Annotated in this window: 22 protein-coding genes, 1 riboswitch and 2 other annotated features; of the genes, 6 read left to right on the top strand and 16 right to left on the bottom strand. The window is 33.9% G+C overall.

The window, feature by feature from the left end; translation table 11 throughout:
• Positions 1-67: 67 nt before the first annotated feature.
• On the bottom strand, positions 68-517 hold the full coding sequence (locus tag MKX37_RS11415; RefSeq protein ID WP_408097850.1) for a DUF7003 family protein: 450 nt from the start codon (positions 515-517) through the stop codon (positions 68-70).
• A 200-nt stretch (positions 518-717) separates the two neighbouring features.
• On the opposite strand from MKX37_RS11415, the gene MKX37_RS11410 reads away from it, so the two are divergent.
• Positions 718-1,455: a ZIP family metal transporter gene (locus MKX37_RS11410; protein ID WP_002168426.1), complete on the top strand. Its 738-nt coding sequence runs from the start codon at positions 718-720 to the stop codon at positions 1,453-1,455.
• 81 nt (positions 1,456-1,536) lie between these two features.
• Complete coding sequence (locus MKX37_RS11405) at positions 1,537-3,237, top strand: pyruvate oxidase (RefSeq protein ID WP_002168427.1); 1,701 nt, start codon at positions 1,537-1,539, stop codon at positions 3,235-3,237.
• 45 nt (positions 3,238-3,282) lie between these two features.
• Here MKX37_RS11405 and MKX37_RS11400 read toward each other — a convergent pair whose 3' ends face one another.
• The 5 genes from MKX37_RS11400 to MKX37_RS11380 all read right to left on the bottom strand — a co-directional run bounded on the left by MKX37_RS11400 (position 3,283) and on the right by MKX37_RS11380 (position 9,342).
• The gene (locus tag MKX37_RS11400) at positions 3,283-4,284 is read right to left on the bottom strand and encodes an ABC transporter permease (RefSeq protein ID WP_002168428.1); all 1,002 of its coding nucleotides are present in this window, start codon (positions 4,282-4,284) and stop codon (positions 3,283-3,285) included.
• A 1-nt stretch (position 4,285) separates the two neighbouring features.
• Positions 4,286-5,152, bottom strand: coding sequence for an ABC transporter permease subunit (locus MKX37_RS11395; RefSeq protein ID WP_002185902.1), 867 nt, complete (start codon positions 5,150-5,152; stop codon positions 4,286-4,288).
• 224 nt (positions 5,153-5,376) lie between these two features.
• Positions 5,377-6,408 carry an alpha/beta fold hydrolase gene (locus MKX37_RS11390; RefSeq protein WP_078178807.1) on the bottom strand — a complete coding sequence of 344 codons (1,032 nt, stop codon included), beginning with the start codon at positions 6,406-6,408 and terminating at the stop codon, positions 5,377-5,379.
• 269 nt (positions 6,409-6,677) lie between these two features.
• Entirely contained in the window at positions 6,678-8,561 is a 1,884-nt protein-coding gene (locus MKX37_RS11385; protein ID WP_078422464.1) for an ABC transporter permease, read from the bottom strand.
• Positions 8,562-8,574: 13 nt separating this feature from the next.
• On the bottom strand, positions 8,575-9,342 hold the full coding sequence (locus MKX37_RS11380; protein ID WP_002127303.1) for an ABC transporter ATP-binding protein: 768 nt from the start codon (positions 9,340-9,342) through the stop codon (positions 8,575-8,577).
• 389 nt (positions 9,343-9,731) lie between these two features.
• Here MKX37_RS11380 and MKX37_RS11375 point away from each other — a divergent pair, with 389 nt between their 5' ends.
• Complete coding sequence (locus MKX37_RS11375; protein ID WP_002127302.1) at positions 9,732-10,214, top strand: DUF2975 domain-containing protein; 483 nt, start codon at positions 9,732-9,734, stop codon at positions 10,212-10,214.
• 10 nt (positions 10,215-10,224) lie between these two features.
• On the top strand, positions 10,225-10,443 hold the full coding sequence (locus MKX37_RS11370) for a helix-turn-helix domain-containing protein (RefSeq protein WP_002127301.1): 219 nt from the start codon (positions 10,225-10,227) through the stop codon (positions 10,441-10,443).
• Between the two features lie 165 nt (positions 10,444-10,608).
• On the opposite strand, the gene thrS is transcribed toward MKX37_RS11370, so the two are convergent.
• The 6 genes from thrS to MKX37_RS11335 form a co-directional block, all read right to left on the bottom strand.
• Positions 10,609-12,528, bottom strand: a complete 1,920-nt coding sequence (gene thrS, locus MKX37_RS11365; RefSeq protein WP_078179266.1) for a threonine--tRNA ligase — start codon at positions 12,526-12,528, stop codon at positions 10,609-10,611.
• A 44-nt stretch (positions 12,529-12,572) separates the two neighbouring features.
• Positions 12,573-12,795 (bottom strand) — a binding site (T-box leader).
• A 37-nt stretch (positions 12,796-12,832) separates the two neighbouring features.
• Positions 12,833-13,056 (bottom strand) — a binding site (T-box leader).
• Positions 13,057-13,177: 121 nt separating this feature from the next.
• Positions 13,178-13,885, bottom strand: coding sequence for a pseudouridine synthase (locus MKX37_RS11360; protein ID WP_002085707.1), 708 nt, complete (start codon positions 13,883-13,885; stop codon positions 13,178-13,180).
• Positions 13,886-14,329: 444 nt separating this feature from the next.
• On the bottom strand, positions 14,330-14,695 hold the full coding sequence (locus MKX37_RS11350; RefSeq protein WP_002031902.1) for a VOC family protein: 366 nt from the start codon (positions 14,693-14,695) through the stop codon (positions 14,330-14,332).
• A 99-nt stretch (positions 14,696-14,794) separates the two neighbouring features.
• Positions 14,795-15,424, bottom strand: coding sequence for a YdbC family protein (locus MKX37_RS11345; protein WP_002085712.1), 630 nt, complete (start codon positions 15,422-15,424; stop codon positions 14,795-14,797).
• 24 nt (positions 15,425-15,448) lie between these two features.
• Positions 15,449-15,706: a PhzF family phenazine biosynthesis protein gene (locus tag MKX37_RS11340; protein ID WP_078178853.1), complete on the bottom strand. Its 258-nt coding sequence runs from the start codon at positions 15,704-15,706 to the stop codon at positions 15,449-15,451.
• Between the two features lie 156 nt (positions 15,707-15,862).
• Positions 15,863-16,681 (bottom strand): hypothetical protein, encoded by an 819-nt coding sequence (locus MKX37_RS11335; RefSeq protein WP_002168437.1) that lies wholly within the window; start codon positions 16,679-16,681, stop codon positions 15,863-15,865.
• Between the two features lie 435 nt (positions 16,682-17,116).
• Positions 17,117-17,236: riboswitch (glycine riboswitch) on the top strand.
• Positions 17,237-17,343: 107 nt separating this feature from the next.
• Between MKX37_RS11335 and MKX37_RS11330 the strand changes: the two genes are divergently transcribed.
• The gene (locus tag MKX37_RS11330; RefSeq protein ID WP_002012784.1) at positions 17,344-18,711 is read left to right on the top strand and encodes an alanine/glycine:cation symporter family protein; all 1,368 of its coding nucleotides are present in this window, start codon (positions 17,344-17,346) and stop codon (positions 18,709-18,711) included.
• Positions 18,712-18,760: 49 nt separating this feature from the next.
• On the opposite strand, the gene MKX37_RS11325 is transcribed toward MKX37_RS11330, so the two are convergent.
• The gene (locus MKX37_RS11325) at positions 18,761-19,291 is read right to left on the bottom strand and encodes a DinB family protein (RefSeq protein WP_002085719.1); all 531 of its coding nucleotides are present in this window, start codon (positions 19,289-19,291) and stop codon (positions 18,761-18,763) included.
• 14 nt (positions 19,292-19,305) lie between these two features.
• Positions 19,306-20,073: a DUF3891 family protein gene (locus tag MKX37_RS11320; RefSeq protein ID WP_078422255.1), complete on the bottom strand. Its 768-nt coding sequence runs from the start codon at positions 20,071-20,073 to the stop codon at positions 19,306-19,308.
• A 204-nt stretch (positions 20,074-20,277) separates the two neighbouring features.
• On the opposite strand from MKX37_RS11320, the gene MKX37_RS11315 reads away from it, so the two are divergent.
• Positions 20,278-20,550 carry an HU family DNA-binding protein gene (locus tag MKX37_RS11315; RefSeq protein ID WP_002012780.1) on the top strand — a complete coding sequence of 91 codons (273 nt, stop codon included), beginning with the start codon at positions 20,278-20,280 and terminating at the stop codon, positions 20,548-20,550.
• Between the two features lie 43 nt (positions 20,551-20,593).
• Here MKX37_RS11315 and MKX37_RS11310 read toward each other — a convergent pair whose 3' ends face one another.
• Positions 20,594-21,136, bottom strand: a complete 543-nt coding sequence (locus MKX37_RS11310) for a hypothetical protein (RefSeq protein ID WP_002012778.1) — start codon at positions 21,134-21,136, stop codon at positions 20,594-20,596.
• Positions 21,137-21,172: 36 nt separating this feature from the next.
• Positions 21,173-21,922, bottom strand: a complete 750-nt coding sequence (gene sfp, locus MKX37_RS11305; RefSeq protein ID WP_002185911.1) for a 4'-phosphopantetheinyl transferase Sfp — start codon at positions 21,920-21,922, stop codon at positions 21,173-21,175.
• Between the last annotated feature and the right edge of the window lie 42 nt (positions 21,923-21,964).

Raw genomic sequence — 21,964 nt, 5'->3', positions numbered from 1 at the left:
ACTGCGAGAACAGCTGAGTTACTATGAACCTATGCCAACACACTCTATCTTTTCCTCATCTTCTGATTTAAAGGTCATCCTCTTCTTGTTTTTCAAAATCACTCCATGTCCAATTGGTCCAATCATTATTTACTTTCCCTACAGTTATCAAATTCACATTATTTAATTCAATCGCTTTAGCTAAAATTTGAAAGAATATGCTCTCACTCGGTTTTTGATCATCACTAATATTAGGATGTTCCCATTCTTCTGTTTGATAAAATAGATTTGGTTTAAATTCTGCATTGATTTCATCTAATATGTCCGAGGGCTGTATCCAGAATTTCTCCTTATACATAGAAGTTAAAAAACGAATAAGTTTGGTAGGATGAAATGAATCTGTTTCAATTCCTAAACGCTTATACTCTTCTACCATTGGTGTTAAAGTAATATGTTCTCCTTTCAAAAGTAGCTCCATATGAAAAGGATCTACAAGGAAACAATCTTCATCATCGTACCAATACTCTTCATTTACCAGCGTTAAGATTTCATTGAAACATGAAAAGAATCCTTTTTGTTTGCAATCTTATTCCCCATTTCACATCTTCTGTTAAATTCGATATATAGATTATAACGAATTGATAGATTTTTCTCCATAATCAAACACTATCATTTGGACTAATCTGCCTCGCCTGTTAGTAAGCTAAAAACAAGGGTATAGAATCGGAGTGTGATAATATGGAACGTTTATGGATTCCAATAATCGTTACGTTTTTTTCGTTCGGCGGGTTACTATTAGGAGGTGCTGTTGGAGTAGCAACACGCCAACTAATTGAAGAAAAGATGCATCGCTTATACGCATTATGTGGTGGGATTTTGCTTGGGCTTTTATCACTTGAAATTATTCCTGAAACATTTTCAAGCTATGAAATAATTGGGCCTATGCTCGGTATAGCTATCGGTATTTTAGTTATGAGCTTATTAGATAACTATTGTCATCATCCGATTATACATAAGAAAGATCAACAAGCATGGCAAACCTTCCTTTTTCTTTCTTTTGCTATATTCATTCATAATATGCCGAGTGGGTTTGCGTTAGGTACAGCGTTTATAAATCATAATGACTCTGCCATTCCTTTCTTACTTGCGATTGTCATTCACCATATTCCAGAAGGATTAGCTTTAATTATTCCATTTCTTTTTACAAAACATAAATATATTTCATTTTTATTAACAACTTTATTACTTTCTCTCATCCTAGGGACCGGTACTGTTTTTGGCATTTTGATGGACGGGAAAGCTCTCCATTTACAAGGACTTATTATGGGAAGCGCAATTGGTTCTCTTGGCTATGTCACAATTCACGAAATGCTTTGGAAAGCAAAGAAACAGCTCTCTTTCCTTACATTTCTCATGTGGGCAACTAGTGGTTTTTTACTAATAACAGTGTTTACTTTATTCGCTGGTCATCATTAAAGCGAAAAAATTTATTATTTGTATATTTTTCCTTTTTCTCCAAAACATAATGTTATCTACCTATTATAAGGAGGAACGATTATGTTTGGAAAAACAGCCGGTGAAGCATTAGTGGATCTTTTAATTGACTGGGGTGTAGAACACATATATGGTATGCCTGGAGATTCCATTAATTCTATTATTGAAGCTTTAAGAAAAAAACAAGATAAAATTAAATTTATTCAAGTTCGCCATGAAGAAGCTGGTGCGTTAGCAGCGGCAGCCTATGCGAAATTAACAGGAAAACTTGGTGTTTGTATGGCTATTGCAGGACCTGGAGCGATTCATTTATTAAATGGTTTATACGATGCAAAACTCGATCAAGCTCCTGTACTAGCAATTTCAGGACAAGTAGAAAGCGATTTACTCGGAACGGATTTTTTCCAAGAAGTAAACTTAGAAAGAATGTTTGATGACGTTGCGGTTTATAACCAACGAATAATGTCAGCTGAACAGTTACCTGCTGTAGTGAATCAAGCGATTCGAATGGCATATACAAAAAAAGGTGTCTCTGTTCTTACAATTCCAGATGATGTTCCAAAATTTGAAGTGAAAAATGGTGCGCGCATTACAAACTCTTCCTTTACATTACCAGAAATATTTCCGCAAGAAGAAGATTTAGCTGTAGCGAAACTCGCACTTAATGAAGCGAAAAAACCTGTTATTTTAGCCGGGAAAGGAGCTAAACATGCGAGAGAGTCTTTACTTGCATTTGCAGAACATATCGGTGCTCCAATCGTACTTACATTACCAGCTAAAGGGATTGTTCCTGATGAACACCCTCTTTGTATCGGTGGATTAGGATTAATCGGGACGAAACCTTCTTATGAAGCAATGAAGCATGCAGATACTTTAATTATGGTTGGTACTTCTTATCCGTTCACTGGTTTCTTACCCGAAAAAGCAAAAACACTTCATATTGATACAGACCCCGCACAAATTGGGAAACGTTATACGACAGATATCGGCTTAGCTGGTGATGCTGATAAAACATTAAAATGGTTAATTGAAAATGTAGAAAAACACGAGGACCATTCCTTCTTAGAGCATCATCAAGAAATGATGAAAAAGTGGGAAGAAAAATTACACAATCAAGAAGAAGATTCTTCGACTCCAATTAAACCACAGCGAGTTATGCACGCTCTGCAACAAGTAGCAGAAGATGACGCAATTCTTTCGGTCGATGTTGGAAATGTAACAGTATGGACAGCAAGGCACTTCCGCATGACAAACCAGCAATTTATCATTTCTAGTTGGCTTGCAACACTTGGCTGCGGTTTACCTGGTGCACTCGCTGGACAAATTGCTTTCCCGGATAAACAAGTGTTTGCAGTTTGTGGTGACGGCGGATTCGGAATGACAATGAATGACTTCGTAACAGCTGTTAAATATAAACTGCCAATCGTTGTCGTTGTATTAAACAATAATAAAATTGCTATGATTAAATTTGAACAAGAAGTTATGGGAAATATTGAATTTGGTACAGACTTAACGAATCCTGATTTCGCAAAATATGCTGAGGCGTGCGGTGGTATTGGATACCGTGTAGAACAGTTAGATGACTTACTTCCCGCCTTTGAAAATGCAGTAAAACAAAGTAAACCATGCATTATTGATGTAGTTGTAGATGTAAATGAAGCACCAATGCCAGCAAAAATCACATTTGGTCAAGCAGCCGGTTATACGAAACATATGATAAAAGAATTATTTGAAGAAGGTAAGATTGATTTACCACCACTTTAAAGAAAAAAAGATAGCTGAAAACAATTTGTCTTCAGCTATCTTTTTTTATTTTTGCACCTCACTATGAAATGAAAAATCATTCATGGTAGGCTGTATTTGTTTCTCTACTTTCACTTCTTCCTTCTTCCGATTCGCTCTTCTAACATTCCCTAGCTTAATCGCATCTTGCATACTATTACTAACTAGATTTCCCGCTAAAATTGTCATGCTATAAAAAGCAATTGGTATAAGTACAATCCATGTATGTGTGGTTAAATGACGGAAGTTTTGACCAATTAGGCCAGTCCATTCTTTTGTTACACTATCTGCTTCTGTACCAAAAATTATTGTTCCGCCAAAAAATAATTCTAACAAACCAAGATGCAAGAGGAGTAATAAAGTACTTACAAATTGCTGGGCTACTAATAAAAGAAATGATGGTAGCATATGCGGCCATACATGGCGTTTCAACCTCTGCCACTTACTCCCGCCGAGCACAGTGGCCGCCAACATAAATTCTTCATTCTTAATACGTTTTACTTCTTGCGCTACATACAACATAACAGTTGGTACAGCAAGGCACGCAAGAACTATAATTTGAAACGCAACCCGTAAATGAAACGGAGCAGCAGCCTCTCCACTTTCAAACGTTAAAACTGCATTTAACATAAAATAGGAAATCATAATCATTGGTACAATACTAAACGGATCAAAAAAAGATGAGATAACTGGAAATGAGCGTTTACTGTACATACCAAGTAATAAACCAATAGCTCCTCCAATTACTACACGTAAAACTGCGATAACGATACTTGCACCAACTGTCCATTTCGCTCCTTCTATTATTAACTGGAACAGGTCACGGCCTTTCTCATCAGTTCCGAACCAAAATTTACTCGACGGTGAAAACGGAGCAGCCTCTAATTCTCCTTTTTCGTTATACATCATCGTTAGTTCACGAATATTCCCATCGAAAAACAGCGTATTTCCAATACTAACAATCATTAGTACACTCAAAAAAGTAACACCTAGCCAAAATCTCACATCTCTTTTTACAACTTGCCACATGTTACACACGCTCCTTTATAACATTTTGTAAAAGCGTATGTAATAAACGAAATAGTATAAAAAGCGGTACGTATAATAAAACTAAACTCACTGTAAATATTTCTAATTTCGAATTTTCTTTCACGAAAACGAACATACCGTACGTATTAAACAGCCATTCAATAATATATAAGTTTGATAACATAAATAAAATATTCGTTTTTGCGTAATAGACTGTTGTTAACAAGACATTTCTTGAAATATGGTGCATCAAAATATGTCTTAAACTTAGCCCTTTACTCTTAGCAAATATACTATAATCTTTCTCTAATTCTTCTCTGAAACGTAATAGTAGTAACTTAATAAATAATAATGTTGTAGGTAAAGTAAGGCATATTATTGGTAACAGGCGAGCCCTTTCCTCTCCAAGTCCTGCAAATTTCACTGGCATAAAACCTGTCTTTTGAAAGATTATTACTACTAGAAGTTGAGATAATAAAATTAATAAAATGTCCGGAATACTTTCAAGTGCGACGAAAATCCCATTCCACATACGTTGCTTTGATTGAGAGCGCTGTAATACCCACACAACGATAAGATACGCAATGAGTAAAGATAGTATAAATGCCGAAATAAATACAAACATTGTTTCTACATAATGAATCCATATTTGTGGAAATAACTTTCTTGAATTCCGAAATCCATACGTAATTTCACCTGGTTGAAGTAACTTCTCTCCAAGAAACACAACTGTGTTCCAAAAACCGATTAAATCAATTTGTAATCCCTTAAATAAACGCGGTAGTGCCCCTAAAAATAGAATACAAATAAGCGCCGCAAATAATTGTAAACATGTAACCCCACACCACTTACCAATTCGAATGAACATAACTATTACCCCTTCTGTTTAAATGAATATTCAGAAATTAAAACTATGTATAGTACCTATACCTTTTAATAAAATAACTCCTCTCTCGACAAAACATATCGATTCTCGTCATTTCTCTGAAGTTGTATTATATCTTTCGACTATTATCCAACATTTTCCTTCTCGCTCGATTATATACTATAAAAAAGCACTTATTTTTAAAATAAGTGCTTTTTTATTTAATTTCATTTTACGAATGTATCACACAACCACTCATAAAACTTTTCCTTCTCTTCAAATTGAGGGTAATGTGCTGAGTTTTCAAAAGCTATAAATTCTTTTTGATTCGCCTCAATTCTATCAAAATACTGTTTTGCTGCATGAAATGAAGTATTATAGTCATATTTACCCATAAGAAAATAAAGCGGTAGATTCAGCTTAGTTACTTTAGTAGATAATGGATTCCTTAAATCTTTTTCTAATAAGACAGTTTGAGAATGTGATAATCCAACGTTATAACGAATTACGTCTAACAAGTTATATTCATTACTAAATAGCATCCTCATGTTATCACCATCTGGATTTTCAATGAGTCTTGATGTTCCACCATATTTCGCAACATAATTTCGCGGAGTGTATGTATCGCCATTTTTAATTTTTTCGGTTAACCCTTTTAAATAGAAAACCTCATCTGTATTCCCCGCATTTTGTGCCTGTTCAATAACATAGTTTAAGCTATCCATTTCACTTTCTACTGTATCACTCATCTGCCCTATTCCAACATATGCATCATATTTTTCAGGGGCTTTATTGGCAGCTTGCATTCCAATATATGTACCGTAAGAATGACCAACCAATATTACTTTTTCTTTGCCAAGACGTTTTGAAATATAATCTGTCATAGCTAATAAATCTTCTACAAGTAGGTCTGATGATAGATTCGAATAGTCTTCAAAGAAATGATACGATTTCCCGCTTGCCCTTTGATCGTAATTAACAACTGTGAATTTCTCTTCCAATAAGTCTTGATATTTTTGAGCATATGGTATTTCTGAAGAACCTGGTCCACCATGAATAAAGAGAATAACTGGATTCTTCTTATCTTTTCCGCGTATCATAATTTCATGACCACTTCCATTTATCTCTACTTGCTCTAATGTACTTATACTGTTTTTCCCTTTTATTTGCGAGGTCCATGTAGGAAATACTAAAGCCATAATTATTAATAGTATAATAGTGACTGCAATACGTTTTACTAATTTTTTTATCTTCTTCATAAGACGTTTCCTTTCTTATAAATTTGTAAAAATAACAATTTAGTTCTGTAAAACTACCTCAAAAAAATATGAATGTACAATAATTGCACTTTCCAATTTCATCTCAATCTTTTTTACATTCTTAATATCCCATACACTTCTTAACTTTCCGCTATATAAACCCTTAATATTTTCTTAATTTTCAATACATTAATCATAGGAAGGCTTGGTCACAATGTATTACAAATAAAAAGAGTCCTTGTTTTCAAAACAAGGACTCTTTTCTTAAACTATTTTGCTACTTCCTCTTTCGGCATTACCATACCTTTATAAAGTTGGACAGTAATCCAATAATAAATGAAATAAATTACTATGAAGATTCCTATTGGCATCCACACTTTTACAAACGGGTCAACTAATATAAAGCTGAATAAGTTAAGCCCTACTAACACGTGGGAAATTCCAATAATTGCTGGGAATATAAATAAATATGAGATTTCTTTATATATACTTTTTGTTAACATACTACGTCTCACACCGATTTTTCGTAGCATTTCATAACGGCGTACATCACGAGAAGCGCCTGTTAATATTTTGAACATAAGAGAACTCGCCATCATTGCTAAAAACGCAATTCCAAGGAAAAACCCCATAAACATTGTTCCGCTCATGAAACTGTTCATGAACTGATAAATTGTCATTTTCGTATATAGTTCTACTTTTGCGCCTGTTGTTTTTTCAATTAATTCTTTTTGTCTCTTATCTATATCGAGCAACAATGGTTTATATTTTTTCATATCATCTACTTTTGCTAATGTTACAGTATGTTCTGTTCCTTGAATTCCTTTGTAATGCTCTTCATCTGCAATTCTTACCGGTTTTCCGTTAAACTGATTATGTGTAATTTGTATCTCTCTTACAACCGCATCTTCCCAATCTTTTGGCATACGAGGAAGCTTATTCGCTACTTCAGGAGCTTCCAAAGCAGAATAGACAGGTTCAGTTAAAGGTGTAGCCACACGTTTACGAGCAGGTTCTTTTAAAGTCTTTGTATCAAAATGATCTGAAATAAGTGGTGGTTTTTCAGTTAAGTCGTTACGTAAATAATAAACCGCTTCTCCATCTACTTTATACTTATACTTGTTTTCTTCAACAATTTCCATTTCTTTTAATGCCGCTTTATCTTGCTCATTTGGATCATGAATTACGACATCATATACACGTGAGAAGTCTGTCATAATGCCTACATTCTTTTGAAACGCCATACCTGCTGTCATTGCACCTGCACCTAATGCAATTAACATCGCTACAGTGCCTAGTACCCTCGATAAACTAGTTACTCGAAAACGTAACTGTGCATAAGTAAAACTATTTAATCCCGTTTCATTTCGTTTTTTATTCCCCTTAATTTTCATTACAAAAAGTGGGAGCAACGAGCTAAAAATGAAATACGTTCCTACTGTCGTAACAATTGTCGCTATTATAAATCCTAGTTCAGCAAACATTTTTATATTCACCATAAAATAGTATCCTGTACTTACTAGCAATACACCTAGTACTGTCATAATAACAGTGCGAGTCTTACTTTTCTTCACCTCATCTTGCGTTTCATCTTCACGTATTAACTCTAATTCTGTTTTACGTAATAATCGGAAACTATTCATTAAACCAGTAATGAAAAATAATATTAAGAAGAAAATAGATGTAACTAATATAGCTGGTGTGTACACAGATGCGTAATTACCTTTTGCTGAAATTTCCATTCCATTCATTAAAAAATTTCCTGCTACACTAGCAAGTACTATTCCTACTAAAATACCGATAATAATACTGACAATCCCCATACCAAAAGTCTCAATAAATAATAATTGCGCTACTTTTTTCTTTTTCGCTCCAAGCATCATGTACATACCGAGTTCTTTTCTTCTTAATGTAAGTAAAAAAGAATTGGCATATATGATATAAAAAACTGTAATGAAAGAAAGCAATATTGCACCAACCCAGAAGACGAGCCTAATACTACTAATAAGACTATTATCTTTTGTAAATTCACTATTCATCGCCATCGTTTGGAACATGTAAAAAATACTAATACTAATGACTAGACCAATAAGTAAAACCATATAATCCTTTAACATTTTTTTCATACTATGACGTGATAATTTGAATAACATAGTCTCGCCCCCCTTACTTCGACTCAGTTGCTGAGCCCATTTGGGCAAGCACACCTAAAATATCTTGATAGAAATTTTCTCGTGTTCCTTGACGTTTTAACTCTTTATAAAGAAGTCCATCCTGTATAAATAAAATACGTTCACAATAGCTCGCACTAAATGCATCGTGTGTTACCATCAAAATACTTACATTGTGATTTTCATGTAAATCTTGCATCGCTTCTAATAAACTTTTTGCATTTTTACTATCAAGTGCTCCTGTCGGTTCATCTGCTAATACGATTGCCGGATTATGTACTAAAGCTCGTGCTGCCGCTGTTCTTTGTTTTTGTCCACCAGAAACAGCAGTCGGATATTTTGTTAAAATTTCAGTAATCCCTAATTTCGTCGCAACCCCATTTACTTTTCCAGTAATCTCACTTGACGGTACGCCTTGCAGGGAAAGTGGTAAAGCGATATTTTCATAAATTGATAAATTTTCTAGTAGATTAAAGTCTTGAAAAATAAATCCTAGTTTTTGAGAACGAAAATCTGATAATGCATTCCCCTTCATAGAAGTAATATTTGTGCCAGCTATTGTTACACTACCACCTGTCGCTTGATCAAGTGTACTAATCACATTTAATAATGTCGTTTTACCAGATCCAGAAGGACCCATAATCCCTACAAACTCTCCTTCTTTAATACTTAATGAAACACCCCTTAATGCTTTTGACTGATTCTCATTTCTTTTCCCATACGTTTTTTCTACACTTTCTACAGTAACTACATTTGTTGACATCTCTTTCACTCCATCCCTTTTGTATAGTATAAATTTCCCATATATTTCTTATATTTTTCTCATAAAAATTCTTAAGAATTTTTAAATTTTCCAAATGCAGATTGAGATACATAAGAAATACAAACGATTTCTCTGCTTAATATTCTCACTTTTCTAAAATCCTTTCATTCGATTTCCCTTACATTTACCTTACATTTTTGTAAGGTTAAAAAAAACAAACCACTTCATAAGAGCATTTCTTTGGAATGAGAAATGCTTTTTATTGTTATCAAAATTTAAAAGATATTTCAATAAAAATAATAACGCAATAAAAAACAATATATTTTTATTGCAAAACGATAAATCGCATGATAAAATCATGTTGTTATTACATAAGTGAGGTGCTTTTTATGAAACAAGTTACGACACTCTTTTTAAAGCTAGCTATTATTTTTATAGGATTCCCAGTTCTTGCATTGTGCATATTTTTGGTGCCTAAGATTGGGAATTTCGCTGGAGAATTGTATCCAGATATTGCTTATATGAAATCTCTCGTTTTAATCGATATGTACGCGGCAGCGATACCTTTTTACTTTGCTCTGTATCAAGCTTTTAAACTTTTAAGCTATATTGATAAGAACCAAGCGTTCTCGGAATTATCGGTAAAGGCTTTAAAGAATATAAAATACTGTGCCATCACGATCAGTACCTTGTACTTGCTAGGTATGCCACTCTACTATCTCATGGCGAAAAAAATTGATCCTCCAAGTTTCATACCAATTGGATTGACCATCATTTTCGCCTCTATGGTGATTGCCGTTTTTGCTGCTGTTCTCCAAAGGCTTTTACAAGAAGCTATTAATATAAAATCAGAAAATGATTTAACGGTCTGAGGTGGAGAATATGACAATTATTATTAATATTGATGTGATGTTAGCAAAACGAAAAATGAGCGTAACGGAGCTTTCGGAGAGGGTTGGGATTACGATGGCGAATCTTTCCATTCTGAAAAATGGGAAAGCAAAAGCGGTTCGTTTTTCAACATTGGAAGCGATATGTAAGACTTTAGATTGTCAACCAGGTGATATTTTGGAGTACAAAAGCGACGAATACACTCAATAAAAACAAATAACAACTTTCTTCAACCAATGGGATTAGATTGTGAAATTAAGATGAAGGGATAGCAATTAAGCTATCCCTTCTCTGCGTTTATTATTGTTATTTAATATACCTTTAATTACTTTAACTTCAGTATTACATATTAATGGTGTGTTTTATTATCAATCTCTATTTCCTATTTTTAATTTCCTCTTTCATACTTTCCACAAACGCATCTAGTTCAACAACTTCTGACTTCTCTTCACCATATTTCCGTACATTTACAGCTTCGCTTTCCATTTCCTTATCCCCAATAACAAGAACATACGGAACTTTTTGCATTTGCGCTTCTCTAATTTTATATCCTAACTTTTCATCTCGTATATCTCGTTCGACACGAATTCCGGCTTGTGCTAATTTATCTGCAATCCTATTTACATATTGTTCATGCACTGCATTTGAAACTGGAATTACTTTCACTTGAACTGGTGCCACCCATGCTGGGAACGCGCCTCCAAAGTGCTCAATTAATATTGCTAAAAAACGGTCTAAAGATCCTAAAACTGCTCGGTGAATGACAACTGGTCTTCTTTTTTCATTATTTTCATCTATATAATTTAAATCAAATTTTTCTGGCATTTGGAAATCAAGTTGGACTGTTCCGCACTGATGACTTCTATTTAAAGCATCTTTAATATGGAAATCAATTTTCGGACCGTAGAATGCACCGTCACCTTCATTTAATCTATATTTATAATTTAATGACTGTAATACATTTTCTAATGCCAATTCTGCTTGCTCCCATAATTTATCATCACCCATTGAATCTTCTGGACGAGTAGAAAGCTCTACTTCATACTCGAAACCAAAAGTTTTATACACATAGTCAATTTGCGCCAACACTGATTTGATTTCATCTTCAATTTGTTCTGGTGTTACAAATAAATGAGCATCATCTTGGCAGAAAGTACGAACTCTTAATAATCCGTTTAAAGCGCCACTAAATTCATGTCGATGCACTTGACCGAACTCACACATACGAATCGGTAATTCACGATAAGAATGTAATTTATTTTTAAACATAAGCATATGGCCTGGGCAATTCATCGGTTTTAACGCAAAACTTTTATGATCTACTTCTGAGAAATACATATTGTCTTTGTAATGTCCCCAGTGTCCTGACTTCTCCCATAATTCTTGATTCATCATAAATGGAGTACGCACTTCTTGATAATTGTACTCATTTTGAATTTCTCTTAAAAATGCTTCTAATTCATTGCGAATAATCTGTCCTTTTGGCAAGTAAAAAGGCATTCCCGGAGCCTCTTCCGAAAACATAAACAATTCAAGTTCACTACCTAATTTCCGATGATTTCTCTTTGCGGCCTCCTCAACAAAATGTAAATACTCTTCTAATTTTTGTTGAGAAGAGAAAGCAACACCATATATACGCTGAAGCACTTGATTGTTACTATCACCTCGCCAATATGCACCAGAAACATGAGTTAATTGAAATGCTTTCAAATAACCAGTAGATGGCAAATGTGGTCCTCTACATAAATCTACAAATTCACCTTGTTTATACAGTGTTACACTTTCTCCATTAGGAATTGCTTCTAAAAGCTCTAATTTCAAACTATCATTCATTTCTTGAAACAATTCTTTTGCTTCTTCTCGAGAAACCTCAACTCGCTCTATCTTTACATTTTCATTTATAATATTTTTCATTTCTTTTTCTATTTTCGGTAAATCTTCTACGTTTACACTACTTTGAAGATCCATGTCATAATAAAATCCATTTTCAATGACTGGCCCTACACCAAGGTTTACATCACCATAAATTCTTTTTACAGCTTGCGCTAATATATGTGCCGCAGAGTGTCTTGCAATTTTTACCCCTTCATCTGAATCCATAGTAATGATTTCAACTTTCGCACTTTCTTCAATGTTTCGTCGTAAATCAAAAGACTGATCATTAACTTTTCCTGCGACTGCTTTCTTTTTCAAGCTACTACTAATTGCCCCAGCAATTTCTTCTAAAGTAATGCCTTTCACAAATTCTTTAACGCTACCATCTGGAAATTTAATTTCGATCATCTGTTCTTTCATTTTTCATCTCTCCATTTCATAATAAAAAGCACACTCATCCCTAAAATAGGGACGAGTGTGCTTTTACCCGTGGTTCCACCCAGATTCCCATCGCAAATATACAATGGCTTCTTTTACGGTAACGTCGTTTACACGGCACTAGATACTTGATTTCCCCAGTGCAGCTCTAAGGTGGTAAGTTATTTTACTGCGTTAGGAAGTTCTCAGCTTTTCTTCCTTCTCTGTATAACCGTTTAAAATAACTCGTGTCCTTTTCTTCGCTTATTATGAAATAAAATATAAAAAAGCATATTCATCCCTAGTAAATAGGGACGAATATGCTTATATTCGTGGTTCCACCCAGATTCCCATCACAAAAAACATAATGGCTTCTTTTGCGATAACGTCGCTTACACGGCACTAGATACTTGATTTCCCCAGTGCAGCTCTAAGGTGGTAAGTTATTTTACTGCGTTAGGAAGTTCTCAGCTTTCCTTCCTTCTCTGTATAACCGTTTAAAATAACTCGTGTCCTTTTCTTTGCTTTTGTAACAAATACATTTATTGTTATTTAATATATCCTATTCATTTTATTTTTACAAGTGTTAAAAATATATCTTTTATTCAAAAAAAAGAAACCAAAAACATTTTTTGGTCTCCCCTTCTCTTTTTTACCAATCTTGTGGTTCGTAATTTAAGTCTGAAAATAGGCGTTTTTTCTCTTTTTTCGATAAATCTCTCCACTGTCCGACTGGTAAATTATTCAACTCAATATTCATAATTCTCGTACGTTTTAACGTGTATACTTGATAACCCAAAGCTTCACACATACGGCGAATTTGACGATTTAGCCCCTGTGTTAAAATAATTTGGAACTCATATTTTGATAACTGTGTTACTTCACAAGGAAGTGTTTTTGTATCTAAAATTTTAACACCTGCTGCCATTTTCTCTAAAAACTCCGGTGTAATCGGCTTATCTACTGAAACGATATATTCTTTCTCATGTTTGTTTTCAGCACGTAAAATCTCATTAACGATATCGCCATCATTCGTTAACAAAATTAAACCATCTGAGTCTTTATCGAGACGTCCGATGTGATTAATTCGTAAAGGATGATTCACTAAATCGATAATATTACCTTTTACGGCTTTTTCACTTGTACATGTAATACCTACTGGTTTATTTAAAGCGATATACACATGGTCTCGAGCAATACGAAGTTGCTCTCCATTTACTCGTACGTCATCACCTGGATTTACTTGGTCACCAATTTTTGCAACCTTACCGTTAATAATTACTTTTCTCTCGTTAATTAACTTATCTGCTCCACGTCGAGACGCTTTTCCAGCTTCACTAATAAATTTATTGATACGCAAGTTAGGCACATCCTTTTCATAAAAAATTTCAAGCTCACACTGCTTCTACCGTACAATACAAAAGGGTAAGCCTCCTATTATAACTTAAATATATTAACATGAAAGGGTATATGACGTCTTCACTTAATTACATGTTTACACGAAAATAATTGGTCCTCTTTTCCTTTTCACCTCAAACTGTTTAGCAGTCAATAGATTAACCCTTGAATATAACATCATTTATTTACTTTTTTCATAGATAATATACCGATATAAGTTTGATTAATCATGCCTAAATAACTCACAATATGTGAAAAATAAAAAAGAACCCTTTTGAAAATAATCAAAATGGATCCTTCTTCAACTAAACGAATACTAGTTTTTATACAAAAGTGTTCAATAATTATAATCTTTGATAGAAAACATCGTTCAACAAACAAAATAATCTCGAACTCCCCTAATTTTTTACGCTTCACTATTTTCTTCACATACTCCAAAAAGAAGCCCTTGATTATCTATACAATAAGCAAAGTAACCCATATTAGGAATAGCAGTTTTAGGTACAACTACTTGTCCACCATTTTCAATAACTTTATTTATGTACTCATCAACTGAAGGTACTTCAATCGAATTAGTTGTCCTAGTAGCACCATCAGGTGATTTCATTAATCCACCATCGATACCAGGTCTATCACTCTCACCTGTAATTATGAACCAATAGTCATGTGGCCCAGGCATTTTTTCAAACTTCCATCCAAAACTATTTGTATAAAATTGAATAGCTTCTTCAGGGTTTGGGACTTGCAATTCAAATCTTAAAACTCTACTCATTTAAATATCTCCCCTCTTATTCTTGTACAAAGTAATTATACAAGAACTAATGTTCTGTATCGAATTTTTCGAAACTAGCTACTTTAATAAGTTCTAACTTTATTTAGAAGCGGCAACAGACCATTCTTCCTCCCGAATAACTCTCTTCCCATTTATATTTTCAACATACTCATTTACATTTGCTAACTGATATAACTCTGGGAAAATTTCTTTCATATAGAGTTCATGTGCTATTTCATCTTGCCAATACGTTAATACTATGTAACGATTTTCAGTCTTTAAAGACTTCCCAACAACTCCACCTAACATTCCTTTTGCATTTTCCATTCCTTTATTCCAAATTGTTTCTTGCGTATGTAAAAAATACTTTTCTTTTCCTTCTTTCACATCGCAAATTGCAACTCTTACAAATGATCCTTGTGCAGTTACGTCTTTCAAAGGAGTTTCTGTTATATCATACAACGTTTGAAACATTTCAATATTACAGGAAATATATGTGCCTTCTTGATTACTATTTAAAAAAATTGTATCATGAGCATCATTCATGAATGATTGATATGCATTTCTATCTTCCCATAAAGTATATACACACGCTTCCCCTTCATTCCACCCACCAAATTGTCCATAGAATCCGTCTAAATACTGTAAATCACGCCATTTTTCTTGCGCATCAGAAAACAATTCCCTTTTCTCTTCTTCCACCTTGCAAAATATTGTTTTTAATAGCATTTCTAATCCCCCTTATGATACGGTTCATTTCCCACTTGCAATACTTTCTATTTTTCCACCAACGCAAACATTAATTTTACTCTCAATCACCTCTGCTTCTATATGTATTAGAGAATGGCGATTTATCTCATCCCCTTGTCCAACATGCATATTTATCTTTTTCGTTCCAAGATAACGATATTTTATAAGATACGCCGCTAAACATCCATTTGAGCTTCCTGTTGCCACATCCTCTGTGATTCCATAATAATCTGCAAAATCACGGACATTAAGATCATTGATTTCCCAACTAGAAAATCCCTAATTTTCCATAAATAACGCAAGTTGATTACCTGAATACTTGCCTTGCGAGAATACATCCACAATGTAAAAATCCCAATATCTCTCCTCTCTTCTATTCTTCAACACAATCTGTTTACATAATGAAATTATAGTTTATTAAATTTGTATATTTTTCAAAGAATCCTCTGCTTTTTCTATCAACCAATCACCAAACGTATCTAAAAATGATAAGATTTCTTCTATATCTTTTATCGGTTCAATTACATATTGTAGTGCTTTCCTCATATTTTTTTCTTGTTCGGGAAAATGCTTACTAAATAACTCATATGCTGGATATAAGTCCCTGGAATACAGCCCTTCTCTATCAATTGTTAATGCTAGACCTGCCCTGACTACAATCTTCATGATCCAACGACAACAATCCTCTATATCATCCACGTCCTTATTATGAATTAACTCTTCGTGTGTTTGTTCAATTTGTTTCCGCAAATGAATGAGATGTTCATACGCTATCTCCTGACTTACTTTATATTTAGGTAAATATAATTTTACGTCTTCACCTAATATACATACACTATGTGTCTGAATCATAAATCCTATAAAAGAAAAATCCTCTGAGTTTATTACTTCTTTTTCACTATAAAAACTTAATTCCACTCCTGATATACAATTAAACTGCTGTGTAATTTGGACTTCTAGCTCCTTGCTCCAGCTTAAGTCAATTACTTGAGGATTCTTTCGAACTAATATAATCATATCTACATCTGCAACCCCTTCTATCCCAATCCCTCTTGGAATAGAACCCCTTATATAAACACTGTGCAAATCATCCCGCAAAAATTGACAACAAGTATCCTTTATTTCTTGTATTACCTCCAAAAACACAGGCTGAATTTTATTAAAATGTGCATCGTTTATAATAAATCCTTCATCATCCACAGGACAAAAACGCCCTATTTTTTTTATTCTTGGCAATTTATCAACTCATTTCCCTATAAAATATTGGTTTATTCCACACATACAACAATTATAATTCAAATAATTCAGAATTGAAAATTTGAAAGTAAGACATAAATAATCCTACATTGTTACGTCCTATCTCTTTTATCACCATTCATTTTTCGAATATATAATAAGTAATCTCTCCTGAGATCATAAAATAGAAGATAAATTAGGAATACCAAAAAAATAAGTTTATTTACTATTTCAAAATAAAAAATGATTGCATTTCACTAATTGTATATCTATAATGTTTTTATTGATTCTATACAGAATCAATGCGTTTAAGTTTTTAATTTTATAATTCGGATGAACCATTCAGGAGAAGGTCTATTGATCTACCGACGGGGCAAAAAGTTGCTGAACCAACTTTGAAACTCTCAGGTCTTGTTTACAAGTAGAACTGCATGGGGACGAATCTCTGGAGAGACTCCCTCTCGCTTAATATAGCGCGGAGGAAAACGAGCACCGAAGGAGCAAATCCGCTAATCTAGCGGATAATCTCTCAGGTAAAAGGACAGAGACAAGCGAAAGAAAATGCCGATTTGTATCGGTTTATTTTTCTATCCCTTGTTTCTCCAGAGACCATTTCATTTCCTTGAAGTGGTTTTTATTTTTTCTAAAAAAGGAGAATACAGATGGAGACAGTAAGTAAAGTATTAGAACAAATTAATCAGTATGTGTGGGGGTTACCAACTTTGTTGCTACTTGTTGGAACTGGTATCATTCTCACAGTGCGCTTAAAAGGTTTACAATTTAGTAAACTAATATACGCTCACAAACTAGCTTTTAAAAAATCAGAGGATACATCATCTTCTGGAGATATTAGTCACTTCCAAGCACTGATGACAGCTATGGCTGCAACGATTGGTATGGGAAATATAGCAGGTGTCGCAACTGCTGTGACAATCGGTGGACCCGGCGCAATCTTTTGGATGTGGATTACTGCTTTATTTGGAATGGCAACAAAGTATGCCGAAGCAATCCTTGCGGTGAAATACCGTGTTAGTAATGAAAATGGTGAATACTCCGGTGGACCAATGTATTATTTAGAACGTGGTTTAGGGAAAAAATGGCTGGCTGTTTTATTCGCTATATTCGGCACAGCTGCTTCTTTCGGTATCGGTAATATGGTTCAATCTAATTCGGTTGCAGAGGCAATGCGAATCAATTTTTCTTTCCCTCCTGCATTAACTGGTATACTCATGTCATTCTTAATCGCTATCGTTATTTTGGGCGGTGTAAAAAAGATTGGTAGAGTTACTGGATATATCGTTCCTATTAAAGCATTCTTTTATATAATCGCTGGCCTTATTATTATTTTCTATCACTTTGATCAAATTCCAGAAGCATTTTCACTTATTTTTTCTGGTGCATTTCAAGGTACTGCAGCTGCTGGTGGTTTTATCGGAGCAACAGTTGCATCTGCAATTCAAATAGGAATGGCACGTGGTGTATTTGCTAACGAGGCTGGTTTAGGAAGTGCTCCTATTGCTGCGGCTGCTGCCAAAACAGATTCACCTGCAAAACAAGCTTTAGTTTCTATGACTGGTACTTTTCTAGATACATTTATTGTATGTACAATTACGGGGCTAGTATTAATTACTACAGGCGCATGGAAATCAGGTAAAACTGGTGTTGAAGCTACAACATTAGCATTCCAATCCGTATTCGGTACTGCTGGTAGTATGATTCTCGGTATCGCCATTATATTATTCGCCTACTCTACTATTTTAGGTTGGTCGTATTACGGAGAGAAGTGTGTAGCTTATTTATTTGGACAAGGTGCTGTACGATATTATAAAGCAATCTTTATCGTTATGATTGCAATAGGTGCTAATTTAAAGCTAGGTGTCGTATGGACATTTGCCGATATTGCAAATGGACTTATGGCGATTCCAAACTTAATTGGTCTAATCGGATTAAGTGGTATTGTTGTCGCTGAAACGAATCGCTTTTTACAAGCAGAGAAATTGAAAGAAAGTCATAAAAAACAGGCAAGTTAATCACTAAAACAAGGAATGGCTCATTTATAATAAGCCATTCCTTTTTTCTCTATTTCAATTCCTTTCCCTCCTGAACCATATGTAAATAAAGTACAAAATCCATCATTGTAGATGAATAACCAAGTTGACGGATCATTGCTGTTATATTCCCTCTATGATATGTACCATGATTTACGACGTGTTGCACTAACTCTAAAATGGAAGTGTCTAATGCACCTGCATATGGGTTCTCAATAACAAATACAGTATTTACGTCTTGTATTCTACTTAAAAATTCTTTATATTGATTTGCCATGTTTTCAAACATTTTTTCTAATTCATGTAACGATTTAGTTTCGATTTGTTTTCGTAATTTTTCTCGGTCTTGTATTACTTCACTCATACTTTTACCATGCAATATGTGTAACCACACTTGATCTGTAATATAAATATGTACAAAAGTATCCTTAATTGATGGGAATACACTCTGTATCTGTTCATTAAAAATTGTCTCATAGTTTGGTAACTCTTTTAGTCGGTTGAATAATCGTGTATTAGCCCAAGCATGGTAATCAAACTGTTTTAACATGTAATCTTTCAATCTAAATCTCCTCCTTATTGTATGAAACGAATGTTTTGCTTCTTCATTTCCGCTTCTCTATCAGCTTTTACAATCCCTTTTTCTTTAACTTCATGTTTATTTATAGTTTTATATTTTACATATGTATAAAATTCCGTTTTAAATGGAAACGATGTAATTTGAATTGTTTCTTCATCCACCCATTCAGCTTGAATAGGCTTCTCCCCCTTACTATTAAACATTTCTGTTCCTTCAAAACCATCTTTAAATAAATCAATTTCATCTTTCTTTTTTACACCAGGTTTATTCATACATACATATAAAGAAAGTTCATCACAAAACTTTAATAATCTATAATGTTTATCAAACATCGCATATTGTTCTTTTGTTAACGTTTTCAAAATTCTTTTTTGTCGTTCCAATTCATTTTTATAAAAAGACATCATCTCTTCATCTTCCTCATTTAATGAAAATGATAAAAAGTGCTTACTACAAAGTAGCGCCCCGTATGGATTTGACTCTTCAATTGCATTCAAACCAATCGTATAAAAAACAAAGCGTAATGAACTTGGACAATCCATAAATGTATATGGAATATTTTTAGTATCATTCAAAATTGGTACTTTATCAAGCTCTATCCATCCTCTATCATGCTCATATATAGCATCAATTGTCTCTTTTAAGTATATTTTATCTTCAAAAAAATCTTCTATTATATGTCTTGCAATTTCACCAGCTAAAAAACCATGATCATGTTGACGTATTAATATACTTTCTTTCTCATTCTTTTCACGAAAAATCATCCGTATATTCCCCCTCATCCTCATATTACAGCTTGTTGTATGCATCAATTCTTAATTAATCCCTAAATATTAGCAGGGATTCAGTTTCTTTCAACGAAATTAACATAAACATACAGCATTCTTTCTAATCACAAAGTTAGCTTTATCTTTACTAACCATTATACTAAAACATTCATTCTAAAAAATTTTTTATGAGGTGAAAACATGAACAAAACAGAATTAGTTAAAAATGTAGCACAATCAGCTGATATTTCTCAAAAGGATGCTTCTGCAGCTGTACAATCCGTATTTGACACAATTGCTAATGCATTACAATCTGGCGATAAAGTGCAACTAATCGGCTTTGGAACTTTTGAAGTGCGTGAAAGGTCTGCTCGTACAGGGCGTAATCCGCAAACTGGAGAAGAAATTCAGATTGCTGCTGGTAAAGTTCCAGCATTTAAAGCAGGAAAAGAATTAAAAGAAGCTGTTAAATAAACAAGAAACCAGCCATTTTATAGGCTGGTTTCTTGTTTATTTCTTATTTAAGCAGTTCCTTTATATTCTCTGCATGATACACTTCACAAATATAAAATACACATTTGCAGTTACTTACAATTTGATATTTTCTAGTTGGATAAACATTCGCCGCAACAGAACATCCATCAAACAATTCGATAATATTTCCAGATGGCTGATATCCTTCATATAATACGTTTCTTCTTACTTCCATCTTTTCTATAAGGTTTTCAACAGGAATATTTCCACTCTCTAATTCACTCTTTATTGTATCCGGTAAAAACGAAGTGTCTGCAAAAATTAGATTTTCAGATAACACCTTACCTTTATAACTAACATTAGATACGCGATAAAGAAATGTTCCGTTTTTATCAAAGAAATTCTTTGCTTCTTTCGGAATGTATTGTCTATCGAGCGCTTCCTGTTCAAGTACATCAAACTGAACTGTATCTTTTACAAGTTTTTCTAAAGCTAGAATAGATGACGTATTTCTAGAAAACAACATATCTTTAATTGCCTGTACATTATAAGTTAATTCAGTTTTTCTATTTTCCGCTACTAACATGAGGAACACCTCTTCTATAAGAAATTTTATTAAAAATTAACGATGATTTAATAGCAATCCCGCGTCTAACTGCGTAATTTCAGTTACTTCTTTACTAAATATTGCAATGGAAGCCATATAATCTAAACTAGGTCTTACATCTTCCATCATTGTATTTTCTGCTAACTCTTGTCTATCTTTAAAAATCAACAATTTTGGAGGGTCATTTGGAGCTGATACTGTAATTTCTACTGGTGGGATCAATAGTCCTTCACCTGTCGCTTTCAGCACTGCTTCTTTTCGAGTCCAATATGTTAAAAATCCTTCTAGTCGCTGCTCATCAGGTAACTTCATAACTTGTGCTATTTCAATGTCTGTTAATACGCCCTCTGCCATTTTCATAACATCTACATTTGGATTCATTTGCTCAACATCAACACCCACAGGTGCAGATTTAGTAAATGCAACAACAACCCACTCACCCGAATGTGAGACTGATATTTGCGGCATCCCTTCTGGTAACTGTGGTCTGCCATGTTGTAATTTACATACTGGGCACATTCGATCAATTGGCACTTGAACTGGCGACATAGAAAGTACCTTTCCAAGTACTAATCTACTAATTACACAACCTATTATAAAACGCGCACGGTCTGCCGAATGATGATATGAATTTGCTTTCTCTCGCTCTACATCATTTAGTAAATTGCAATGCCATGATTGTAAATCTGAAATTCTTGCCCACCATATTTGACAACTATTCTCATTAAGGGTTGGTACAGAATCTACAACTTTACTCTCTATCATGTAAACTCTCTCCTTTTAAATGCCAATATTACTTTATTTCAA

Origin of the sequence: Bacillus sp. FSL R5-0709, assembly GCF_038004785.1 — a bacterium.
GTDB lineage: Bacteria > Bacillota > Bacilli > Bacillales > Bacillaceae_G > Bacillus_A > Bacillus_A mycoides.
This window is presented reverse-complemented; position numbering and strand designations above follow the sequence as displayed.

Coding starts and splice junctions, on each gene's coding strand:
- MKX37_RS11410 (WP_002168426.1), top strand. CDS start 718: ATGGAACGTTTATGGATTCCAATAATCGTTACGTTTTTTTCGTTCGGC.
- MKX37_RS11405 (WP_002168427.1), top strand. CDS start 1,537: ATGTTTGGAAAAACAGCCGGTGAAGCATTAGTGGATCTTTTAATTGAC.
- MKX37_RS11400 (WP_002168428.1), bottom strand. CDS start 4,284: ATGTGGCAAGTTGTAAAAAGAGATGTGAGATTTTGGCTAGGTGTTACT.
- MKX37_RS11395 (WP_002185902.1), bottom strand. CDS start 5,152: ATGTTCATTCGAATTGGTAAGTGGTGTGGGGTTACATGTTTACAATTA.
- MKX37_RS11390 (WP_078178807.1), bottom strand. CDS start 6,408: ATGAAGAAGATAAAAAAATTAGTAAAACGTATTGCAGTCACTATTATA.
- MKX37_RS11385 (WP_078422464.1), bottom strand. CDS start 8,561: ATGTTATTCAAATTATCACGTCATAGTATGAAAAAAATGTTAAAGGAT.
- MKX37_RS11380 (WP_002127303.1), bottom strand. CDS start 9,342: ATGTCAACAAATGTAGTTACTGTAGAAAGTGTAGAAAAAACGTATGGG.
- MKX37_RS11375 (WP_002127302.1), top strand. CDS start 9,732: ATGAAACAAGTTACGACACTCTTTTTAAAGCTAGCTATTATTTTTATA.
- MKX37_RS11370 (WP_002127301.1), top strand. CDS start 10,225: ATGACAATTATTATTAATATTGATGTGATGTTAGCAAAACGAAAAATG.
- thrS (WP_078179266.1), bottom strand. CDS start 12,528: ATGAAAGAACAGATGATCGAAATTAAATTTCCAGATGGTAGCGTTAAA.
- MKX37_RS11350 (WP_002031902.1), bottom strand. CDS start 14,695: ATGAGTAGAGTTTTAAGATTTGAATTGCAAGTCCCAAACCCTGAAGAA.
- MKX37_RS11345 (WP_002085712.1), bottom strand. CDS start 15,424: ATGCTATTAAAAACAATATTTTGCAAGGTGGAAGAAGAGAAAAGGGAA.
- MKX37_RS11330 (WP_002012784.1), top strand. CDS start 17,344: ATGGAGACAGTAAGTAAAGTATTAGAACAAATTAATCAGTATGTGTGG.
- MKX37_RS11320 (WP_078422255.1), bottom strand. CDS start 20,073: ATGATTTTTCGTGAAAAGAATGAGAAAGAAAGTATATTAATACGTCAA.
- MKX37_RS11315 (WP_002012780.1), top strand. CDS start 20,278: ATGAACAAAACAGAATTAGTTAAAAATGTAGCACAATCAGCTGATATT.
- MKX37_RS11310 (WP_002012778.1), bottom strand. CDS start 21,136: ATGTTAGTAGCGGAAAATAGAAAAACTGAATTAACTTATAATGTACAG.
- sfp (WP_002185911.1), bottom strand. CDS start 21,922: ATGATAGAGAGTAAAGTTGTAGATTCTGTACCAACCCTTAATGAGAAT.